The organism is Streptomyces sp. NBC_00237 (assembly GCF_026342435.1).
GTDB lineage: Bacteria > Actinomycetota > Actinomycetes > Streptomycetales > Streptomycetaceae > Streptomyces.
In genome coordinates this window covers 2,176,163-2,194,610 of record NZ_JAPEMT010000001.1, presented here as the reverse complement: position 1 = coordinate 2,194,610, position 18,448 = coordinate 2,176,163, and the positions used below count along the sequence as shown (strand labels likewise).

16 protein-coding genes, 1 pseudogene and 1 riboswitch are annotated in these 18,448 nt (G+C 69.0%); of the genes and pseudogenes, 6 read left to right on the top strand and 11 right to left on the bottom strand.

The features are described from left to right. Positions 1-36: 36 nt before the first annotated feature. The 4 genes and pseudogenes from OG897_RS09705 to OG897_RS40805 form a co-directional block, all read left to right on the top strand. On the top strand, positions 37-717 hold the full coding sequence (locus OG897_RS09705) for a rhomboid family intramembrane serine protease (RefSeq protein ID WP_266656702.1): 681 nt from the start codon (positions 37-39) through the stop codon (positions 715-717). Further along, a complete protein-coding gene (locus tag OG897_RS09700) occupies positions 714-995 on the top strand; it encodes an Lrp/AsnC family transcriptional regulator (protein ID WP_266654824.1) in 282 nt (93 codons plus the stop codon). Before OG897_RS09705 ends, OG897_RS09700 begins: the two co-directional genes overlap by 4 nt. A gap of 337 nt (positions 996-1,332) precedes the next feature. After that, the gene (locus OG897_RS09695) at positions 1,333-2,754 is read left to right on the top strand and encodes a cell wall metabolism sensor histidine kinase WalK (protein ID WP_266656701.1); all 1,422 of its coding nucleotides are present in this window, start codon (positions 1,333-1,335) and stop codon (positions 2,752-2,754) included. 139 nt (positions 2,755-2,893) lie between these two features. Further along, positions 2,894-3,028 (top strand): annotated as a pseudogene (locus OG897_RS40805) (glycerate kinase); the annotation flags it as partial. Here OG897_RS40805 and OG897_RS09685 read toward each other — a convergent pair. The 6 genes from OG897_RS09685 to OG897_RS09660 all read right to left on the bottom strand — a co-directional run bounded on the left by OG897_RS09685 (position 2,989) and on the right by OG897_RS09660 (position 10,287). Next, entirely contained in the window at positions 2,989-4,398 is a 1,410-nt protein-coding gene (locus OG897_RS09685; RefSeq protein ID WP_266654820.1) for an aminotransferase class V-fold PLP-dependent enzyme, read from the bottom strand. The pseudogene OG897_RS40805 and the gene OG897_RS09685 sit on opposite strands and share 40 nt — an antisense overlap. A gap of 243 nt (positions 4,399-4,641) precedes the next feature. Further along, positions 4,642-4,759, bottom strand: a riboswitch (SAM riboswitch). Between the two features lie 120 nt (positions 4,760-4,879). Beyond that, positions 4,880-5,944, bottom strand: a complete 1,065-nt coding sequence (gene trpD, locus OG897_RS09680; protein ID WP_266654818.1) for an anthranilate phosphoribosyltransferase — start codon at positions 5,942-5,944, stop codon at positions 4,880-4,882. A gap of 165 nt (positions 5,945-6,109) precedes the next feature. Then, positions 6,110-7,747, bottom strand: a complete 1,638-nt coding sequence (locus OG897_RS09675) for a cytochrome bc complex cytochrome b subunit (RefSeq protein ID WP_266654816.1) — start codon at positions 7,745-7,747, stop codon at positions 6,110-6,112. After that, positions 7,744-8,796: a ubiquinol-cytochrome c reductase iron-sulfur subunit gene (locus OG897_RS09670; protein ID WP_266654814.1), complete on the bottom strand. Its 1,053-nt coding sequence runs from the start codon at positions 8,794-8,796 to the stop codon at positions 7,744-7,746. Before OG897_RS09670 ends, OG897_RS09675 begins: the two co-directional genes overlap by 4 nt. Further along, positions 8,793-9,602 carry a c-type cytochrome gene (locus OG897_RS09665; RefSeq protein WP_266654812.1) on the bottom strand — a complete coding sequence of 270 codons (810 nt, stop codon included), beginning with the start codon at positions 9,600-9,602 and terminating at the stop codon, positions 8,793-8,795. Before OG897_RS09665 ends, OG897_RS09670 begins: the two co-directional genes overlap by 4 nt. A 64-nt stretch (positions 9,603-9,666) precedes the next feature. Continuing rightward, complete coding sequence (locus OG897_RS09660) at positions 9,667-10,287, bottom strand: heme-copper oxidase subunit III (protein ID WP_266654810.1); 621 nt, start codon at positions 10,285-10,287, stop codon at positions 9,667-9,669. A gap of 238 nt (positions 10,288-10,525) precedes the next feature. On the opposite strand from OG897_RS09660, the gene OG897_RS09655 reads away from it, so the two are divergent. Then, positions 10,526-10,945, top strand: coding sequence for a hypothetical protein (locus OG897_RS09655; protein WP_266654808.1), 420 nt, complete (start codon positions 10,526-10,528; stop codon positions 10,943-10,945). A 76-nt stretch (positions 10,946-11,021) separates the two neighbouring features. Here the strand turns inward: OG897_RS09655 and OG897_RS09650 are convergent, their stop codons facing one another. The 4 genes from OG897_RS09650 to coxB form a co-directional block, all read right to left on the bottom strand. Continuing rightward, complete coding sequence (locus OG897_RS09650; RefSeq protein ID WP_266654806.1) at positions 11,022-12,275, bottom strand: Ig-like domain-containing protein; 1,254 nt, start codon at positions 12,273-12,275, stop codon at positions 11,022-11,024. A gap of 136 nt (positions 12,276-12,411) precedes the next feature. Beyond that, positions 12,412-12,810, bottom strand: coding sequence for a cytochrome c oxidase subunit 4 (locus OG897_RS09645; RefSeq protein ID WP_266654804.1), 399 nt, complete (start codon positions 12,808-12,810; stop codon positions 12,412-12,414). After that, positions 12,807-14,549 carry a cytochrome c oxidase subunit I gene (gene ctaD / locus OG897_RS09640; protein ID WP_266654802.1) on the bottom strand — a complete coding sequence of 581 codons (1,743 nt, stop codon included), beginning with the start codon at positions 14,547-14,549 and terminating at the stop codon, positions 12,807-12,809. Before ctaD ends, OG897_RS09645 begins: the two co-directional genes overlap by 4 nt. Then, a complete protein-coding gene (gene coxB / locus OG897_RS09635; protein ID WP_266654800.1) occupies positions 14,546-15,544 on the bottom strand; it encodes a cytochrome c oxidase subunit II in 999 nt (332 codons plus the stop codon). The genes ctaD and coxB overlap by 4 nt, the downstream gene beginning before the upstream one ends. 287 nt (positions 15,545-15,831) lie before the next feature. On the opposite strand from coxB, the gene OG897_RS09630 reads away from it, so the two are divergent. Next, positions 15,832-17,211, top strand: coding sequence for a cysteine desulfurase/sulfurtransferase TusA family protein (locus OG897_RS09630; protein ID WP_266654798.1), 1,380 nt, complete (start codon positions 15,832-15,834; stop codon positions 17,209-17,211). A gap of 40 nt (positions 17,212-17,251) precedes the next feature. Here the strand turns inward: OG897_RS09630 and OG897_RS09625 are convergent, their stop codons facing one another. Then, positions 17,252-18,226, bottom strand: a complete 975-nt coding sequence (locus OG897_RS09625; protein ID WP_266654796.1) for a carbohydrate kinase family protein — start codon at positions 18,224-18,226, stop codon at positions 17,252-17,254. Positions 18,227-18,448 lie beyond the last annotated feature (222 nt).

The window sequence follows — 18,448 nt, the reverse complement described above, 5'->3', positions numbered from 1 at the left end:
CCGGCACGGTGGCGGGAGATCAGCCGGGGGCCGGTCGTGACGTACGTCGTGATCGGTGTCTGCTGCGTGGTCTTCCTGCTCGGCCCCGCGTCCGGATTCAATCCCGCGTACGGAACCGGGGACGCGCTCCTCGCCGCGCAGAGCGCCTACTTCGAACGCTGGGGCGTCGTCCCGGCGGAACTGGTCACCGGCACAGGACACGCCCTGCTCACCCCGTTCACCGCCCTGTTCGTGCACGGCAACTGGCTCCACCTGCTGGGCAACGCCCTCTTCCTGTACGTCTTCGGCGCGATGACCGAGGAACGCATGGGCCGCCTCGCGTACGCCCTGTTCTACGTGATCTGCGGCTACCTCGCCCTCGTCGCGTACGCCCTCGCGCACGCCACGTCGGACGAGACGCTGGTCGGGGCCTCGGGGGCCATCTCGGCGGTGCTGGGCGCTTTCCTGCGGCTGTTCCCGCACGCCCGGGTCACCAGCCTCTTCCCGTTCCTGCTGTTCCTGCCGCTGCGCTTCCCCGCCTGGATCGTGCTGATCTTCTGGTTCGTGCTCCAGTGGCTGGCGGCACAGGGGCTGGGCGAGGGGGCCGGCGTCGCCTACCTCGCGCACGTGGTGGGCTTCGCGGGGGGCTTCCTCTACGCGTGGGCGCGATATCGCCGTACGACTACAGTGGCGGGCGCAGCAGCATCACCGGCCACCGAGGGAGAAAGCCAGCCGTGATCACCGCGATCGTGCTCATCAAGACCAGCGTGGACCGCATCCCCGAGATCGCCGAGTCGATCGCCGCGCTGGAAAGCGTCAGCGAGGTCTTCTCCGTCACCGGTACGTACGACCTGATCGCCATGGTGCGCGTCGGGCGGCACGACGACCTGGCGGACATCATCCCCGGCTCCATCAGCAAGATCCCGGGCGTCGAGGGCACGGACACGCACGTCGCGTTCCGCACGTACTCGCAGCACGACCTGGAGGCGGCGTTCGCGATCGGGCTGGACGGCTGACGCCTCCTCGCGAACACCGCCTCTTGGCAGCGGACACCGGGCACCTCTTTAAAGAGGTGCTCGCGACGCACCCCGTACAGGAAGAGTTCTTCACCCGGCCCTCATGTGCGGGGCGCCCTGCGGCTGCCACGCCGTGCTGACCGACGCCCCCCAGGTGCCGAAAGTGCCGCCCGGGGTCTGACCTATCACGGGGCCGGAGGCCCCCTCCCCGATGACCCCGACGACAGGGACGACCTCGGCGAGACCCCCGGCAACCGCACCGGTGACGCCCGCACCTGACCGCACCCGGCTGCGGATCTCCGCCCGGGTGCGCATCCTGCTGTGGCTGCTGCTGGTGATGGCGGTGGCGCTGGTCGCCGTCGCCACGACCACGCGCTCGATCCTCCTGAGGGACGTGGACAGCCGGATCAGCCAGCTGCTCACCCAGGAGACGGGGGAGTTCGCGAACTTCGTGGCACAGGGCGTCGACCCGGACGCCGGGGGGCGCTTCACGAACACCGAGCGACTGCTCGACGTCTTCCTCCAGCGCCAGTACTCCGATCCCGACGAGGAACTCCTCGGTCTGCTCCGCACCGGTGACCCGCGTCCGCGTCTCCTGCGCCAGTCCCGCGACTTCCCGCCGGGCACCGCCCTGCACCAGGACCCGGCATCCGTGACGGAGATCTTCGCGTCCGACGCCTCCTCGGGCACGCTGACGCGCTCCGAGGGAGAGGTGGCGTGGGCGAAGGTGCCGATCACGGCCGGCCCAGGAGGCACGGATCGCACGGGCCGGACGGAAGGGGCCTTCGTGGTCGCCTTCCACACCGACCGCGAACGGGCCGTCGCCGACGAGACGTTCCGCCTTCTCCTCGCGATCTCCGGGGTGGCGCTGCTGATGACCACCGGCATCGGCTGGGCGGTCGCCGGGCGGATACTCGCCCCGGTCCGGGTGGTACGGGCCACGGCCGCCCAGCTCACCGAGCAGGACCTCACCCGGCGCATCCCGGTGCAGGGCCGCGACGACATCGCGGCACTCGCCGAGACGTTCAACGGGATGCTGGACCGGCTGGAGCGGGCGTTCGCCGTCCAGCGCGAGTTCGTCGACGACGCGGGGCACGAGTTGCGTACGCCCATCACGATCGTGCGCGGGCATCTGGAGCTGATGGGCGACGACCCCGCGGAGCGCGAGGAGACGGTGCGTCTGGTCACCGAGGAGCTGGACCGGATGAGCCGCATCGTGGAGGACCTGCTGCTCCTCGCCAAGGCGGAGCGCCCCGACTTCGTGGCGCCGGAACCGGTGCAGGTCGCCGAGCTGACGGCGGACGTCTTCGTCAAGGCGCGGGCCCTCGGCGAGCGGGAGTGGGTGCTGGCGGAAGTGGCCGACGCCAAGGCCCTGCTGGACCCGCAGCGGATCACCCAGGCCATGGTGCAGCTCGCGCAGAACGCGGTGCAGCACACCCGGCGGGGCGAGCGCGTCGCGGTCGGCTCGTGCGTGCGCGTGCGGGCCTCGGGCGTACGGATCGAGCTGTACGTCGCCGACAGCGGGCCCGGGGTGCAGCCGCAGGACGCGGCGGTGATCTTCGAACGGTTCCGGCGCGGGACGGCCCGCAGGGGCGCACGGGCGACCGGGGCGGGCCTGGGCCTGTCCATCGTGCAGGCGATAGCCGAGGGTCATCAGGGCCGGGCCGAGCTGCGCCCCACCGAGGGAGGGGGCGCGACCTTCGCCCTCGTACTGGACGCCACGGCGCCCACGACGGAAGCGACACCGCACACGCCGTGAACGGTGCTGCGGAACAACCGTGAAGCGCGGATGACGGCTCCCGTCATCGTGCTGACGGCCCGTGATCCGGTACGGGACCGTCCTCCCGGACCACCTCGCCCGGCTCACCCGCGCCGACCTCGTCATCACCGCCGAGGGCGCCCTCGGCCGCGGCGGGGAGTTCCTCACCGACGCGACCGAACGGGCCCTGCGGACGATCCGGCTGGGCGTACGGACCACCCAGGCGCGCGTCCCTCAGACCGCGGGGACGCAACGGCCTCCCTCGGTGCGGTAGTTCCACTGGGCTCCGTCGGCGACGAGCTCCTTGACCGCGCCCACGAACCGCTCCACGTGCTCGTCCGGGGTGCCCGCGCCGAAGCTGACCCGGATGGCGTTCAGGGAGCGCTCGCCCGGCTCGGCCTCCGGCGCACCGCACTCGCCCGGGTCCTGCGGGTCGCTGCCGAGCAGCGTGCGGACCAGCGGGTGCGCGCAGAACAGGCCGTCCCGTACGCCGATTCCGTACTCGGCGGAGAGCGCGGCGGCGAAGTGCGAGCTGTTCCAGCCGTCCACGACGAAGGAGATGACGCCGACGCGCGGGGCGTCGTCGCCGAAGAGCGACAGCACCTTCACCGCGCCGACCTCCGCGAGGCCCTCGCGCACCGTGCGCACGAGCGCCTGCTCGCGCCGCACCAGCGCGTCGAAGCCCGCCTCGGTGAGCGCCTTGCAGGCGGAGGCGATCGCGTACACGCCGATGACGTTCGGCGAACCGGCCTCGTGGCGGGCGGCCGTGGTGTGCCACTCGACGTCCACGCCGCCGTCCGTGCGCCGTGCGACCTTCTTCGACGCGCCGCCGCCCGCGAGGTACGGCTCGGCGTCCTGGAGCCAGTCGGCCCGCCCGGCGAGCACGCCCGAACCGAACGGCGCGTACAGCTTGTGGCCGGAGAAGGCGACCCAGTCGACGTCCAACTCCTGGACGGAGACGGGGTGGTGAGGTGCGAGCTGCGCCGCGTCCAGCACGATCCGCGCGCCGTGGGCGTGCGCGGCGGCGGCCAGTTCGCGCACCGGCCAGATCTCACCGGTGACGTTCGACGCGCCCGTCACGCACACCAGCGCCGGACCGTACGGGTCGCGGTCGGCGAGGGCCCGCTCCAGCGTCTCGACGGCCTGGGCCGGGGTGCGCGGGGCGTTCAGGTACGTCACGTGCGCGTCCTGCCACGGCAGCAGCGACGCGTGGTGCTCGGTCTCGAAGACGAACACCTGGCAGTCTGCGGGCAGTACGGCGGCCAGGAGGTTCAGCGAGTCGGTGGTGGAGCGGGTGAAGACGACCTGGTCGCTCTCGCGGCAGTCGAGGAACTCGCGCACCGTCACCCGGCTGTTCTCGAACAGGTCGGTGGAGAGCTGCGAGAGGTATCCGGCGCCGCGGTGCACGCTGCCGTAGTACGGGGCGTACGCGGCGACGTCGTCCCACACCCGCTGGAGCGCCGGGGCGCTGGCCGCGTAGTCGAGGGCCGCGTACGTGACTTCGCCCCCGGTGACGAGCGGCACGGCCACGTCCCGGCCGAGGACGGGCAGCGGCGCATCACAGCAGGGCTCGGCGCAGTCGGCGGCGCAGACGGCGGCCGGGGAGGAAGCGGTGGTGACGGTGGCGACGGGCGATGCGGGCATGGCGAAACTCCTGGCAGGACAAGGCGGAATGGCTTCAGTGATGCCCGTACGACAGAAACTGACGAAGGCTCAATTGCCTTGCCGCGTACGGGAGTTGCCTCAACGCTCCGGATACAGGTGTGCCCGGTGCGGAGGTGAAGGTGAAACGGGGCCGACCGGCCCTATCGCATTCGCTTGCTCACGAGACTGCTCCCTTGAGGACCAGGACCCCAGGGGCGCGCCACTCCGAGAGGAGTGCGCAGGGGTCCGCGCTTGCCGTAGACCTCGCTGCCTACGACCTGGTCTTCACCCGGGGCACCCCGCCACGGACGGAGGGTTGCCGGACAGCGGGCCGGGGCCGTAGTCGCTGTCACTCATGACCTGGTCAGCATCCTGCCACACGAGGGATCACATGCAAGAGCGCAGTCCGGTTTCTGAGACATCCGGACTGCGCTCTGCGTCACACCTGGCGGCTGTCGGACGTGGCTGTCCGACGTGGCTGTCAGGCGTTGCTGGCGGCCACCCACCGCTCCAGCGCCGCCTGCGCGCTCCCGGAGTCCAGGGACTCCCGCGCCTTCTCGATGCCCGCCGCGATCTCTTCGGTCAGCGATCCGCCACCCGGGTTGAGGGCGACCAGCGCCGCCGCCGTGTTGAGGAGGACCGCGTCCCGTACGGGACCCTTCTCCCCGGCGAGGAGCCGACGGGCCACCTCCGCGTTGTACGAGGCGTCCGCACCGCGCAGGGCCTCCACGGGGACGAGTTCCAGGCCCACCTCGCGCGGGTCGAACGCCTCCTCGCGGACGGCCCCGTCCCGCACGACCCAGACCCGGGACGTCGCCGTGGTGGTCAGCTCGTCGAGGCCGTCGTCGCCCCGGAAGACGAGCGCGGAGTTCCCGCGTGCCGCGAGGACGCCCGCGACGATGGGGGCCATCCTGGCGTCGGCCACGCCGACCGCCTGGGCGCGCACCTGCGCCGGGTTGGTGAGCGGGCCCAGGATGTTGAAGGTGGTCTGCGCGCCGAGCTCCTTGCGGGCCTTGGCGGCGTATCGCAGGGCCGGGTGGAACTTCACCGCGAAGCAGAAGGTGATGCCCGCCTCCTCGGCGACCTCCACCACCCGGCGCGGCGTCAGGTCCAGGTTGACGCCCAGCTTCTCCAGCACGTCGGAGGAGCCGCTCGCGGAGGACGCGGCCCGGTTGCCGTGCTTGACGACCCTCGCGCCCGTACCGGCGATGACGATGGCCGACATGGTGGAGATGTTGACGGTCTTGGCGAGGTCGCCGCCCGTGCCGACGATGTCGACGGTGGGGCCGGGCACCTCGATGGTGTGGGCGTGCGCGTACATCGCCCGTACCAGACCGGTCACTTCCTCGACGGTCTCGCCCTTGGCGCGCAGGGCGACCGCGAAACCGGCGATCTGCGCGTCGGTGGCCTCGCCGGACATGATGCGGTCCATCGCCCAGGCGGTGTCGTCCGCGTCGAGGTGCTGGCCGCGCAGCAGGGGGTTGAGGATGCCCGGCCAGCTGCGGGCCGCCACGCTGTCGCCGCCAACTGGGGTCACAACGTTCATGGTCCGCTCCAGGGTCCACGCGCCCGGCGAAGGGCTTGCCGATAGGGATGGGAACACCCTATCCAGCCCCGGGACGCGCGAAGAGCCCCGTCCGGGGTCCGGACGGGGCTCTTGCGGTGGCGAACAGTCGCGGTTCAGTTCAGGTGAAGGTGAACCGCTCGGGGATCAGTGGTGGCCGTGGCCGCTGGTGATCTCCTTGTACTCCTCGGCGGTGGGCTTGGCGATCTGGTTGCCCTCGCCGTACATGCCCTTGCTGAGCTTGACGCGCAGCTTCTCGGCCGGGCCGACCTTGCGCTCGACGCCGTTCTCGTCCACGGAGGGGCCGACCTCGGCCGGCGCGTACTGCTCGTGCGCCGTGAGCGTGTGCAGGGCGCCCTGGTTGAGGGGCTCGTGCACCTCGACGAACTCACCGTGCGGCAGCCGCTTGATGATGCCGGACTCGCGTCCGTGCAGCACCTTCTCGGCGTCCCTGCGCTGGAGACCCAGGCAGATCCGCTTGGTGATGATGAACGCCAGGACCGGACCGGCGAAGAAGCCGATGCGCACGAACCACGAGATCGAGTTGAGCGACAGGTGGAAGTGCGTGGCCCACAGGTCGTTTCCACCGCCGACGAGGCCGATGAAGTAGACCGTGATCCAGGCGACGCCGAAGCCGGTGCGGGTCGGGTTGTTGCGCGGACGCTGCGCGATGTGGTGCTCGCGCTTGTCGCCGGTGACCCAGGACTCCAGGAACGGCCACACCGCGATGACGGCGAGGATCACACCGAAGAGCGTCAGGGGGATGAACACGCCCAGGACCAGCGTGTGGCCCCAGAGGTTGATCTCCCAGCCCGGCATGACACGGATCAGACCCTCGGCGAAGCCCATGTACCAGTCGGGCTGCGCGCCGGTGGACACCTGGTCCGGACGGTACGGGCCGAGCGCCCAGACCGGGTTGATCGTGAACGCCGCCGCGATGATCGCGATGATGCCGAAGACCAGGAAGAAGAAGCCTCCGGCTTTGGCCATGTAGACCGGCAGCAGCGGCATGCCGACGACGTTGTTGTTCGTGCGGCCGGGGCCCGCGAACTGGGTGTGCTTGTGGTAGAAGACCAGGATCAGGTGAGCCACCATCAGGCCGAGCATGATGCCCGGCAACAGCAGGATGTGGATCGAGTAGAACCTGGCGACCATGTCGTGCCCGGGGAACTCCCCGCCGAACAGGAACATCGAGATGTACGTGCCGACGACCGGCACGGACAGGATCGCACCCTGGGTGAAGCGGACACCGGTGCCCGACAGCAGGTCGTCCGGCAGCGAGTAACCGGTGAAACCGGTGAACATGCCGAGGACGAACAGCAGGAAGCCGAACAGCCAGTTGACCTCGCGCGGCTTGCGGAAGGCACCCGTGAAGAAGACGCGCATCATGTGCACGAACATCGCCGCGAGGAAGATCAGCGCGCCCCAGTGGTGGATCTGCCGGATCAGCAGACCGCCACGGACGTCGAAGCTGATGTCCAGCGTCGACGCGTACGCCTCCGTCATGCGGATGCCGTGCATCGGGGCGTACGACCCGTGGTACACGACCTCGTTCATGGACGGGTGGAAGAACAGCGTCAGATACACACCCGTGAGGATGATGATGATGAAGCTGTACATGCAGATCTCGCCGAGCATGAAGGACCAGTGGTCCGGGAAGATCTTGCGCATGTTGGACTTGGCGAGGGAGTAGATCCCCAGCCGTCCGTCCGCCCAGTCCGCGACCCGCTCACCGGCGGGCGCCTTCTGCTGCGGCTTGGATTCGGTAGTCGTCGCAGTACTCATCCGCGCTCCCAGAACGAAGGACCGACGGGCTCGGCGAAGTCGCCCATGGCTTCGAGGTAACCCTGGCCGTTCACGGTGATCTGCAGCTGCGGCAGGGCGTGACCGGCCGGGCCGAAGATGACGCGGGCGCCGTCGGACAGGTCGAAGGTGGACTGGTGGCACGGGCACAGCACGTGGTGCGTCTGCTGCTCGTACAGGCTGATCGGGCAACCCACGTGGGTGCAGATCTTGGAGTACGCCACGATGCCCTCGTGGGCCCACTCGCGCTGCTGCTTGTTCTTGATCTCGTCCGGCTGGATCCGGACGATCATCAGCGCGTCCTTGGCGATCTTGTTGTTGAACTCGTGGTCGTCCTCCTTCAGGCCCTCCGGCACGGCGAAGGTGAGCGAGCCCACGATGACGTCCTCGGCACGCAGCGGCTCCATCGTGTTCTGGTTGATGAGCAGCTTGCCCTTCTCCCAGGACGTCTCGCGGAGCTTCTTCTCCGGCAGCGGACCGAGGTCGCGCAGCAGGACGACGCCGGACAGCGGCACCAGGGCCAGTGCGCCGAACATCGTGGTGCGGATCAGCTTGCGACGGCCGATCACGGACTCCTCGGCGCCGGCCTTGAAGTCGGCCATGACCTTGGCCTTGACCTCGGGCGTGGCCGCGATCGCGTGACGCTCGTCGGCGACCTCCACGTCGGACATCAGGGTGCGGGCCCAGTGGACCGCGCCCGCGCCGATGCAGAAGAGGGCGATGCCGAGCGTCAGACCCAGCGAGAGGTTGAGCGCGCTCACGTGGCCCAGCGGCCACACGTACACGATCTTGTCGATGGGGAACGCGACGAACGAGGCGATGAAGCCGATCGTCGCGATCATCGACAGCGTGAACAGGAACGCCACCACGCGCTCGGACCGCTTGGCGGCCCGCTCGTCGAGGTCCTGGATGCGCGGCTTGTGCGCGGGCAGGCCCGGGTCCGCGAAGGGATCGTCCTGGCGTGCGACCTCGCCGTGCGCGTTGCCCTGCTCAGCCGGCAGGGCCTCTTCTGGATTCTCTTGGCTACTCATGACTTCTTGGCCTTAGCGGTGTGGGCCGCGACCCAGACGGCAACTGCGATGAGCGCACCCAGACCGAAGATCCAGGCGAACAGACCCTCACTGACCGGCCCGAGGCCGCCCAGTCCGAAGCCGCCGGGGCTCGGGGTCTCTTCGCCGTTCACGGCCTTGACGTACGCGATGATGTCCTTCTTTTCCTTCTCCGGCATGGTGCTGTCCGGGAAGGAGGGCATGTTCTGCGGGCCGGTCTGCATGGCCTCGTAGATGTGCTTCGGCGAGACGCCCTCAAGAGAGGGGGCGAACTTGCCGTGCGTCAGGGCGCCACCCTCGCCGGTGAAGTTGTGGCACTGCGCGCAGTTCGTGCGGAACAGTTCGCCACCCTTGCCGATGTCGGCGCCTTCAGGGTTGGTCTGGCTTTCGGTCGGCGTGATCGGGCCGGCGCCGAGAGAGGCCACGTACGCAGCGAGCTGATCGATCTGCGCCTGCGTGTAGATGACCTTCTTCTTCGGCACCTGGGCGCCGGGCTGCTGCGCCGGCATACGGCCGGTGCCGACCTGGAAGTCCACTGCGGCGGAGCCCACGCCCACGAGGGACGGGCCGTCAGTGGTGCCCTGACCGCCGGTTCCGTGGCAGCTTGCGCAGCCCACGGCGTAGAGCTTCTTGCCCTCTTCGATGGCGAGGGACTGGGCGGTCTCGTCGGCCTGCGCCTTACCCGCAGGCGCAAACGCGGCGTACAGCCCCCCAGTGGCCGCCAGCGCGAAGAGTAGGACGACGACCGCCGCCAGCGGATGGCGTCGTCGTGCGGAGAGCTTTTTCACGGATTACCCCGGTGTCAGGATCTTCTGCGTCGATGCGGGAAGTGTGTCGGGCCTAGGCCCCTGGTTACTTGATCACGTAGATCGTGGCGAACAGGCCGATCCAGACGACGTCGACGAAGTGCCAGTAATAGGACACGACGATGGCGGCGGTGGCCTGCTCGTGGGTGAATCGCTTGGCCGCGTATGTCCGGCCGAGGACCAGCAGGAAGGCGATGAGACCGCCTGTCACGTGCAGTCCGTGGAAGCCGGTCGTCAGGTAGAACACCGAACCGTACGGGTCCGACGAGAGCGAGAGGCCCTCGTGCTTGACCAGTGCGGTGTACTCGTACACCTGGCCGCCAATGAAGATCGCACCCATCGCGAACGTGATGATGAACCAGGTCCTGAGCTTCTTCACATCGCCCCGCTCCGCGGCGAAGACGCCGAGCTGGCAGGTGAGGGAGGAGAGCACCAGGATCGTGGTGTTGGTCAGCGAGAACGGGAAGTCCAGGCCCGAAGCCTTTTCCGCCCAGAACTCGGGACCGGTCACCGATCGCAGGGTGAAGTACATCGCGAAGAGGGCCGCGAAGAACATCAGCTCGGAACTCAACCAAATGATGGTTCCGACGCTGGTGAGGTTCGGTCGATTGACCGACGGGTGCGCGTGCCCGGTATCTACTGTCGTTGCTGTCGCCACGACCGACATTATGTCGGTCGCTTATCCCGCCCTCACCCCGGGGGGTGCCGTTCGGAGTGTCAAGGGGGTGTGTCCTGCCCGAACGGCCCATCGAAGAGCCGTACGAACCGGTGTGGGACAGGGGTCTGACGGAGTAGCATCCGCGCATCACGACCGGCCCGGCAGGCCGCCCGCAGAGACCCGAAAAGCCCGAGAACCCCGAGAACACTGTGCAGATCACCGCGTAACCGGACGTCACGGAGGAACAATGCAGCAGCCGACCGCCACGGTGCTGGTCTACAGCGACGACGCCAACACCCGCGAGCAGGTGCGTCTCGCGGCCGGCCGCAGGCCGGCCGCCGACGTACCGCCGGTCGAGTTCCTGGAGTGCGCCACGCTGCCCGCCGTCCTCAAGGCGCTGGACGCCGGCGGCATCGACGTGTGCGTGCTCGACGGCGAGACCGTCCCGGCGGGCGGCATGGGCGTCTGCCGGCAGATCAAGGACGAGATCTTCGACTGCCCGCCCGTGCTGCTCCTCATGGGGCGCCCGCAGGACGCCTGGCTGGCCACCTGGAGCCGCGCGGAGGCCGCGGTGACGCTGCCGGTCGAGCCGGTGGAGTTCGCCGCCTCGCTGGCCGCCCTGCTGCGTTCGCGGCTCGCCGGGTCCGCTCCGGCCGTACGGGCCTGAGTCCGGCCCGTACGGCGTCACCGACGTCCCGTACGGCATCGGCCGCACGCCGTCTCCCGTGCTCCCCCGGGCCGTTCTAGACCTGGGGGCGCAGGCGGGGCGTGTGGACGCGGTCGCGCTGCTCCTCGGTGTCGGCGAGCAGCGCGCTGCCCTTGCGCCACTTCTTCCAGGGGATGTTCCAGTCCCCGAAGCCGTTGCCGAAGGGGTCCATGGAGTCGCCCCAGCTGCCGACGACCTTGACGATGTCGCCCTCGCGGACGGTCTCGTAGAACCAGGCGGCGTTGCCGGTGGACATGCCCGTGCAGCCGTGGCTGACGTTCTCGTACCCCTGTGAGCCGGTGGACCAGGGTGCGGCGTGCACGTACTCGCCGCTCCAGGTGACCCGGGTCGCGTAGTACACCGGCAGGTCGTAGGAGTCGCTGGTGCCGCGCGGGATTCCGATGCTGGTGCCGCGCATCCGTACGAAGTACTCCTTGCCCAGTACGACCTTGACGCCGTTGCGGGTGGAGAAACCGGGCTTCCCCGTGGTGACCGGGATGGTGTTGATCACTTCGCCGTTGCGCTTGACCGTCATGTAGTGCGACGAGGCGTCGGTGATGGCCTCGATCCGGTCGCCGATCGTGAGCCTCAGGGGCGCCGTGGCGGCCCCGTAGAGGTCCTTGGCGACCTTGATGCCCTCCAGGTTGCTGTGCGCCCGCACGGTGGCTCCCGCGGGCCAGTAGGTGCGCGGACGGTAGTGCAGGAGGTCGTCCTCGACCCAGTACCAGGAACCCTCGGCGGCGGGCTTGGAGTCGACCTTCAGGGCACGCTCCACCACCGCGCGGGCGCGCGGGTCCTTCACCTTGGTGCTGAGCTGCGCCGTGATGGGCTGGCCGACGCCGTACGTGCCCGCGTCGGGGCCGAATTCGACCTTCAGGCTCTTCTTGCCCGCGGCCGTCTTGAAGCCGAGCCTGCGCACGCCGGGCGCGCCGTCCTGGTCCTCGGTGCTGACGCGGACCGTGTATTCGGCTCCTGCGGCCAGCGGGGAGGTGGAGTGCCAGCGGGACCCGTCGGCGGAGAGTTCGCCCGCCACCTGGCGGCCCACGGCGTCCGCGGCGACGACGTCGGTGATCCGGCTGTCCTTGCCCGTCGCGGTCACCTCTAGAGGCTTCTCCGGGTCCACGTCGGTGCCGCCGGGCCGGCCGTTGAAGGAGATCTGCCGCGCCGCGTCGTACGGCGGGGCGGAGAGCGGGCTGCCCTGCGGGGTGCCGCAGGCCGTCAGCCCCGCCCCGAGGGAAGCGATCAGCAGGGTGCAGCTCAGGACCGTCCGGGTGCGGGGTGCGTGGCTCATGATCACACAATATGAAGCATCGTCAGATCGAGCGCGTTGGACGCCACGAAGTGACTGCAAACGAATGAGGGGCCCGTACGCCCGGACGTGTCTGGGCGTACGGGCCCCTCATCGAGGTGCCTCTTGGTGCCGAGCCCTACTGGGTGCGGTTCTCACCGCGGTAGAACTCGAAGACCCAGCCGAAGAGCCCGATCAGGATCAGCGGCAGCGAGAAGAACAGCAGCCACCAGCCGATCGCGATGGCGAGGAAGGCGAACGCGCCGCCGATCGCCAGCGAGAGCGGCTGCCAGCTGTGCGGGGCGAAGAAGCCCAGCTCGCCGGCCTCGTCCGCGACGTCGGCCTGCTTGTTGTCCTGGGCCATGGTGTCGACCCGCCTGGCCGTGAAGGCCAGGTAGAAGCCGATCATCAGGCACAGCCCGAAGGCCAGGACGAGCGCCGTGGTGCCCACGGGCTCCTTCGACCACACGCCGTACACGCCGGCCATGATCAGCACGAAAACGCTCAGCCAGATGAAGAGCCAGCCTTGAATCTTCACTTGCCGGACTCCTTCGCGCTGAGTGCGAGCGGCTCGATGCCGTTGTCGCGGTGGTTCTCCAGCTGGTCGATCGCGGAGATCTCCGGGTGGTGCAGGTCGAACGCCGGGGATTCCGACCGGATGCGCGGCAGCGTGAGGAAGTTGTGCCGCGGCGGCGGGCAGGACGTCGCCCATTCGAGCGAACGGCCGTAGCCCCAGGGGTCGTCGACCTCGATCTTCTTGCCGTACTTCGCGGTCTTCCACACGTTGTAGAAGAACGGCAGCATCGACAGACCCAGCAGGAAGGAGCTGATGGTCGAGATCGTGTTCAGCGCGGTGAAGCCGTCGGCCGCGAGGTAGTCCGCGTAACGACGCGGCATGCCCTCGGCACCGAGCCAGTGCTGCACCAGGAACGTGCCGTGGAAGCCCACGAACAGCGTCCAGAAGGTGATCTTGCCGAGCCGCTCGTCGAGCATCTTGCCGGTGAACTTCGGCCACCAGAAGTGGAAGCCGGAGAACATCGCGAAGACCACGGTGCCGAAGATGACGTAGTGGAAGTGCGCGACGACGAAGTACGAGTCGGAGACGTGGAAGTCCATCGGCGGCGAGGCCAGGATGACGCCGGTCAGACCACCGAAGGTGAAGGTGATCAGGAAGCCGACGGCCCAGAGCATCGGTGTCTCGAAGGACAGTGAGCCCTTCCACATCGTGCCGATCCAGTTGAAGAACTTCACACCGGTGGGCACGGCGATGAGGAATGTCATGAAGGAGAAGAACGGCAACAGCACGCCGCCCGTCACGTACATGTGGTGGGCCCAGACGGTGACCGAAAGACCGGCGATCGCGATCGTCGCGGCGATCAGACCGATGTAGCCGAACATCGGCTTGCGGCTGAATACCGGGATGACCTCGGAAATGATTCCGAAGAATGGCAGCGCGATGATGTACACCTCTGGGTGTCCGAAGAACCAGAAGAGGTGTTGCCACAGCAGCGCACCGCCATTTGCGGCGTCGAAGATATGGGCACCGAATTTACGGTCCGCCTCCAGGGCGAACAGCGCGGCGGCCAGCACCGGGAAGGCGAGCAGGACCAGAACACCGGTCAGCAGCACGTTCCAGGTGAAGATCGGCATGCGGAACATCGTCATGCCGGGAGCGCGCATGCAGATGATCGTGGTGATGAAGTTGACCGAACCGAGGATCGTGCCGAAGCCGGAGAAGGCCAGACCCATGATCCACATGTCGGCGCCGACACCCGGCGAACGGACCGCGTCCGACAGCGGGGAGTAGGCGAACCAGCCGAAGTCGGCCGCACCCTGCGGGGTGAGGAAGCCGGCCACCGCGATGATCGAGCCGAAGAGGTACAGCCAGTACGCGAACATGTTCAGCCGCGGGAACGCCACGTCGGGCGCACCGATCTGCAGCGGCATGATCCAGTTCGCGAATCCGGCGAACAGCGGCGTCGCGAACATCAGCAGCATGATCGTGCCGTGCATCGTGAACGCCTGGTTGAACTGCTCGTTCGACATCAGCTGCGTGCCGGGACGAGCGAGTTCGGCGCGCATGAAGAGCGCCATCACGCCACCGATGATGAAGAACACGAACGACGTGATGAGGTACATCGAGCCGATCGTCTTGTGGTCAGTGGTGGTGAGCCACTTGATCACAATGTTTCCCGGCTCCTTGCGCCGCACGGGCAGCTCGTTCTCCGACGAGTCGATTGCTGCCGCGGCACCCTTGGGTTCGTTGAGGATGCTCACAGTTTGTTCGTCTCCGCATTCCGGGCCGGGTCGGTCTGGGCGATGCCGGCCGGGATGTAGCCGGTCTGACCCTTCGCAGCCAGGTCCTTGAGGTGCTGCTGGTACTCCTCAGGGGAAACGACCTTGACGTTGAAGAGCATCCGGGAGTGGTCGGCGCCGCACAGCTCGGCGCACTTGCCCATGAAGATGCCCTCCTTGTTGGGAGTCACCTCGAAGGCGTTGGTGTGGCCGGGGATGACGTCCTGCTTCATCAGGAAGGGAACCACCCAGAAGGAGTGGATGGTCTCGCGCGACGTCAGTACGAACCGGACCTTCTCGCCCTTGGGCAGCACCAGCGTCGGGCCGGGGTTGCCGTTCTCGGGGTTGCGGGTACCGGGGATGCCGTACTCGTAGACGCCTTCGGCGCCGTCCGGGAACTGCTTGGTGAAGCGGTCCGGAATCGCGTTGAGTTCCTTCGGGACTCCGGTCTTCTTCTGGGTCTTGGGGTCCGTCTGGGGACCGGTGGCGGTGTTGCCGTCCACGTCCTCGACGTAGTTGAAGCCCCAGCTCCACTGGTAGCCGACGACGTTGATCGTGTGCGTCGGCTTCGCGTCGAGATGCAGGAGCTTCGACTCGTCACGGGCGGTGAAGTAGAACAGCACCGAAACGATGATGATGGGTGCAACCGTGTACAGCGCCTCGATGGGCAGGTTGTACCGGGTCTGCGGAGGTACCTCGACCTTGGTGCGGCTGCGCCTGTGGAAGATGACGCTCCACAGGATCAGACCCCACACCAGCACGCCCGTGACGAGCGCAGCCGCCCACGAGCCCTGCCAGAGGGAGAGGATTCGCGGCGCCTCTTCCGTTACCGGGGTGGGCATCCCCAGTCGGGGGAAGTCCTCCCATGTGTACGAGCAACCAGAGGCGGTCGCCAGGACCACGCCCGCGGTCAGCACCTGGAGCAGCTTCCGCCGCATCGGGCGCCGCGACGAGCGGTCGGAGCCGTTGGGACTCACGTAGCGCCTTCCCGAGAGTCTCGCCCGCGCGTGCATGGGATGCGGCCGTCTGACTAGGTCGGTCGCCGGCCCTGACGCGGGCAGGGGTTTGGATGTTTATGCGGACCAAACCCTACTGGACGCTATTTGGGGTCGCGCGGGGAGGGTGCCCAACGCGCCGCACCGCTCCCCGAAGGGGTGGCCCGGCGGCTCGTCACGGGCGGAAGCAGCGGCTCCGCCCGGGAACTGACGGACCCTCCCCCGATGGCGGTACGGCGTCGGACGCACCCGGCGGCTAGCGTGACCGCGTGCCCTACTTCGACGCCGCCTCCGCCGCTCCCCTGCACCCCGTCGCCCGCCAGGCGCTGCTTGCCTCCCTGGACGAGGGGTGGGCCGATCCGGCCCGGCTGTACCGGGAGGGGCGGCGGGCGAGGCTGCTGCTGGACGCGGCGCGCGAGGCGGCCGCCGAGGCGGTGGGCTGCCGTCCCGACGAGCTGGTTTTCACCCCTTCGGGAACGCATGCAGTGCACACGGGAATTGCCGGGGCACTTGCCGCGCGTCGGCGTGTCGGCCGCCGCCTGGTCCACTCGGCGGTCGAGCACTCGTCCGTGCTCCATTCGGCCGACGCCCATGTGGCGGGGGGCGGGTCGGTGAGCGAGGTGCCGGTGTCCTCGTCGGGGGCCGTGGATCTGGCTGATTTCGTGCGAGAAGCAGGGGTGGAGGGGACCGCTCTGGCGTGCCTCCAGTCCGCCAACCACGAAGTCGGCACGCTCCAGCCGGTCGAGGAGGTCGCACACGCGTGCCGGGAAGCAGGTGTGCCGCTGCTGGTGGACGCGGCGCAGTCGCTGGGGTGGGGGCGGGTGGAGGGACCGTGGTCGCTGCTCGCCGCGAGTGCGCACAAGTGGGGCGGTCCGGCGGGGGTGGGGTTGCTGGTGGTGCGCAAGGGGGTGCGGTTCGCGGCGCAGGGGCCGGTGGACGAGCGGGAGGCGGGGCGCGCGCCGGGCTTCGTGAACCTGCCCGCGGTGGTCGCCGCCGCGGCTTCGCTGCGGGCGGTGCGGGCGGAGGCCGAGGAGGAGGCGGCGCGGCTGCGGGGGCTCGTGGAGCGGATCCGGGTGGGGGTCGGGGCTTCTGTGGCCGATGTGGAGGTGGTCGGGGATCCGGTGCGGCGGCTGCCGCACGTGGTGACCTTCTCGTGTCTGTACGTCGACGGGGAGAGCCTGTTGCACGCGCTCGACGCGGAGGGGTTCTCGGTGTCGTCCGGGTCCTCGTGCACGAGCAGCACGCTGACGCCCAGTCATGTGCTGAGGGCGATGAGGGTGCTCTCGGAGGGGAACGTGAGGGTGTCGCTGCCGTGGGGGGCGGCGGAGGGGGACGTGGAGCGGTTCCTGCGGGTGCTGCCGGGGGTGGTGGAGGGGGTGCGGGCCGCGCTGGGGGCGCCGTCGGGCGGAGCTCACGCCGCTGCCCCGGCCGGGACGTCGCTGGTGGTGGACGCGCTCGGGAAGCGGTGTCCGATTCCGGTGATCGAGCTGGCGAAGGTCATCGGGGAGGTGGCGGTGGGGGGAACGGTCACCGTTCTCGCCGATGACGCGGCGGCGCGGCTGGACATTCCGGCGTGGTGCGGGATGCGGGGGCAGGAGTACGTCGGGGAGGTCGGCGAGGGGCGGTACGTGGTGCGGCGGGTGTCGTAGGGGGCCCGGGCCCGGCCCGGGCCCCGCACGTCCGCGCCGGTCAGGCGAGGTGCTTCAGGACCTCGCCTGCCGCGTCGTGTCCGTACGCCTTCGTGAAGCGCTCCATGAAGTGGGCGCGGCTGAGGGTGTACTCCTGGGTGCCGAGGGTTTCGATGACCAGCGTCGCCAGCATGCAGCCGACCTGCGCCGCCCGCTCGTGGCCGACGCCCCAGGACAGGCCCGAGAGGAAGCCCGCGCGGAACGCGTCGCCGACGCCGGTCGGGTCGACCTTCGCGTCTTCGGCGGGGCAGCCCACCTCGATCGGGTCGAGGCCGAGCTTCTCGATGCGTACGCCGCGCGAGCCGAGCGTGGTGACGCGGTGGCCGACCTTGGCGAGGATCTCGGCGTCGGTCCAGCCGGTCTTCGACTCGATGAGGCCCTTCTCGTACTCGTTGGAGAAGAGGTACGTCGCGCCTTCGAGCAGGGTGCGGATGTCGTCGCCGGACATGCGGGCGATCTGCTGCGAGAAGTCCGCGGCGAAGGGGATCGTGCGCGAACGGCACTCCTCCGTGTGACGGAGCATCGCCTCGGGGTCGTCCGCGCCGATCAGGACCAGGTCCAGGCCGCCCACGCGGTCGGCGACGGACTTGAGCTCGATCTGACGGGCCTCGCTCATCGCGCCCGTGTAGAAGGAGCCGATCTGGTTGTGGTCGGCGTCCGTGGTGCACACGAAGCGGGCCGTGTGCAGGACCTCGGAGATGCGGACCGAGGCGGTGTCCACGCCGTGCCGGTCGAGCCAGGCGCGGTACTCGTCGAAGTCGGAGCCTGCCGCGCCGACCAGGATCGGCTTCGTGCCGAGCTGGCCCATGCCGAAGCAGATGTTGGCGCCGACGCCTCCGCGTCGTACGTCGAGGTTGTCGACGAGGAAGGAGAGGGAGACCGTGTGCAGCTGGTCCGCGACCAGCTGGTCGGCGAAACGGCCGGGGAAGGTCATGAGGTGGTCGGTGGCGATGGAGCCGGTGACTGCGATACGCACGGCGGGGTTGCTCCCTGTGGGGATGGCGGGAAGGACGACTCGACTGGTCATGTCGTCACCAGCACGAGCACGGGTGACAAGTGACGACGGTCCACGCTACCGGTTGGGCCCCGCTCGGCCGACGTGGCAAAACTACCCGATAGTAGGGCTTTTTACTTGAGGTCGCCGGTGCATACGGTGCGAGGAGTCCGGGTTCCGCCCTCCGGCGGCCCCTTGAGCACA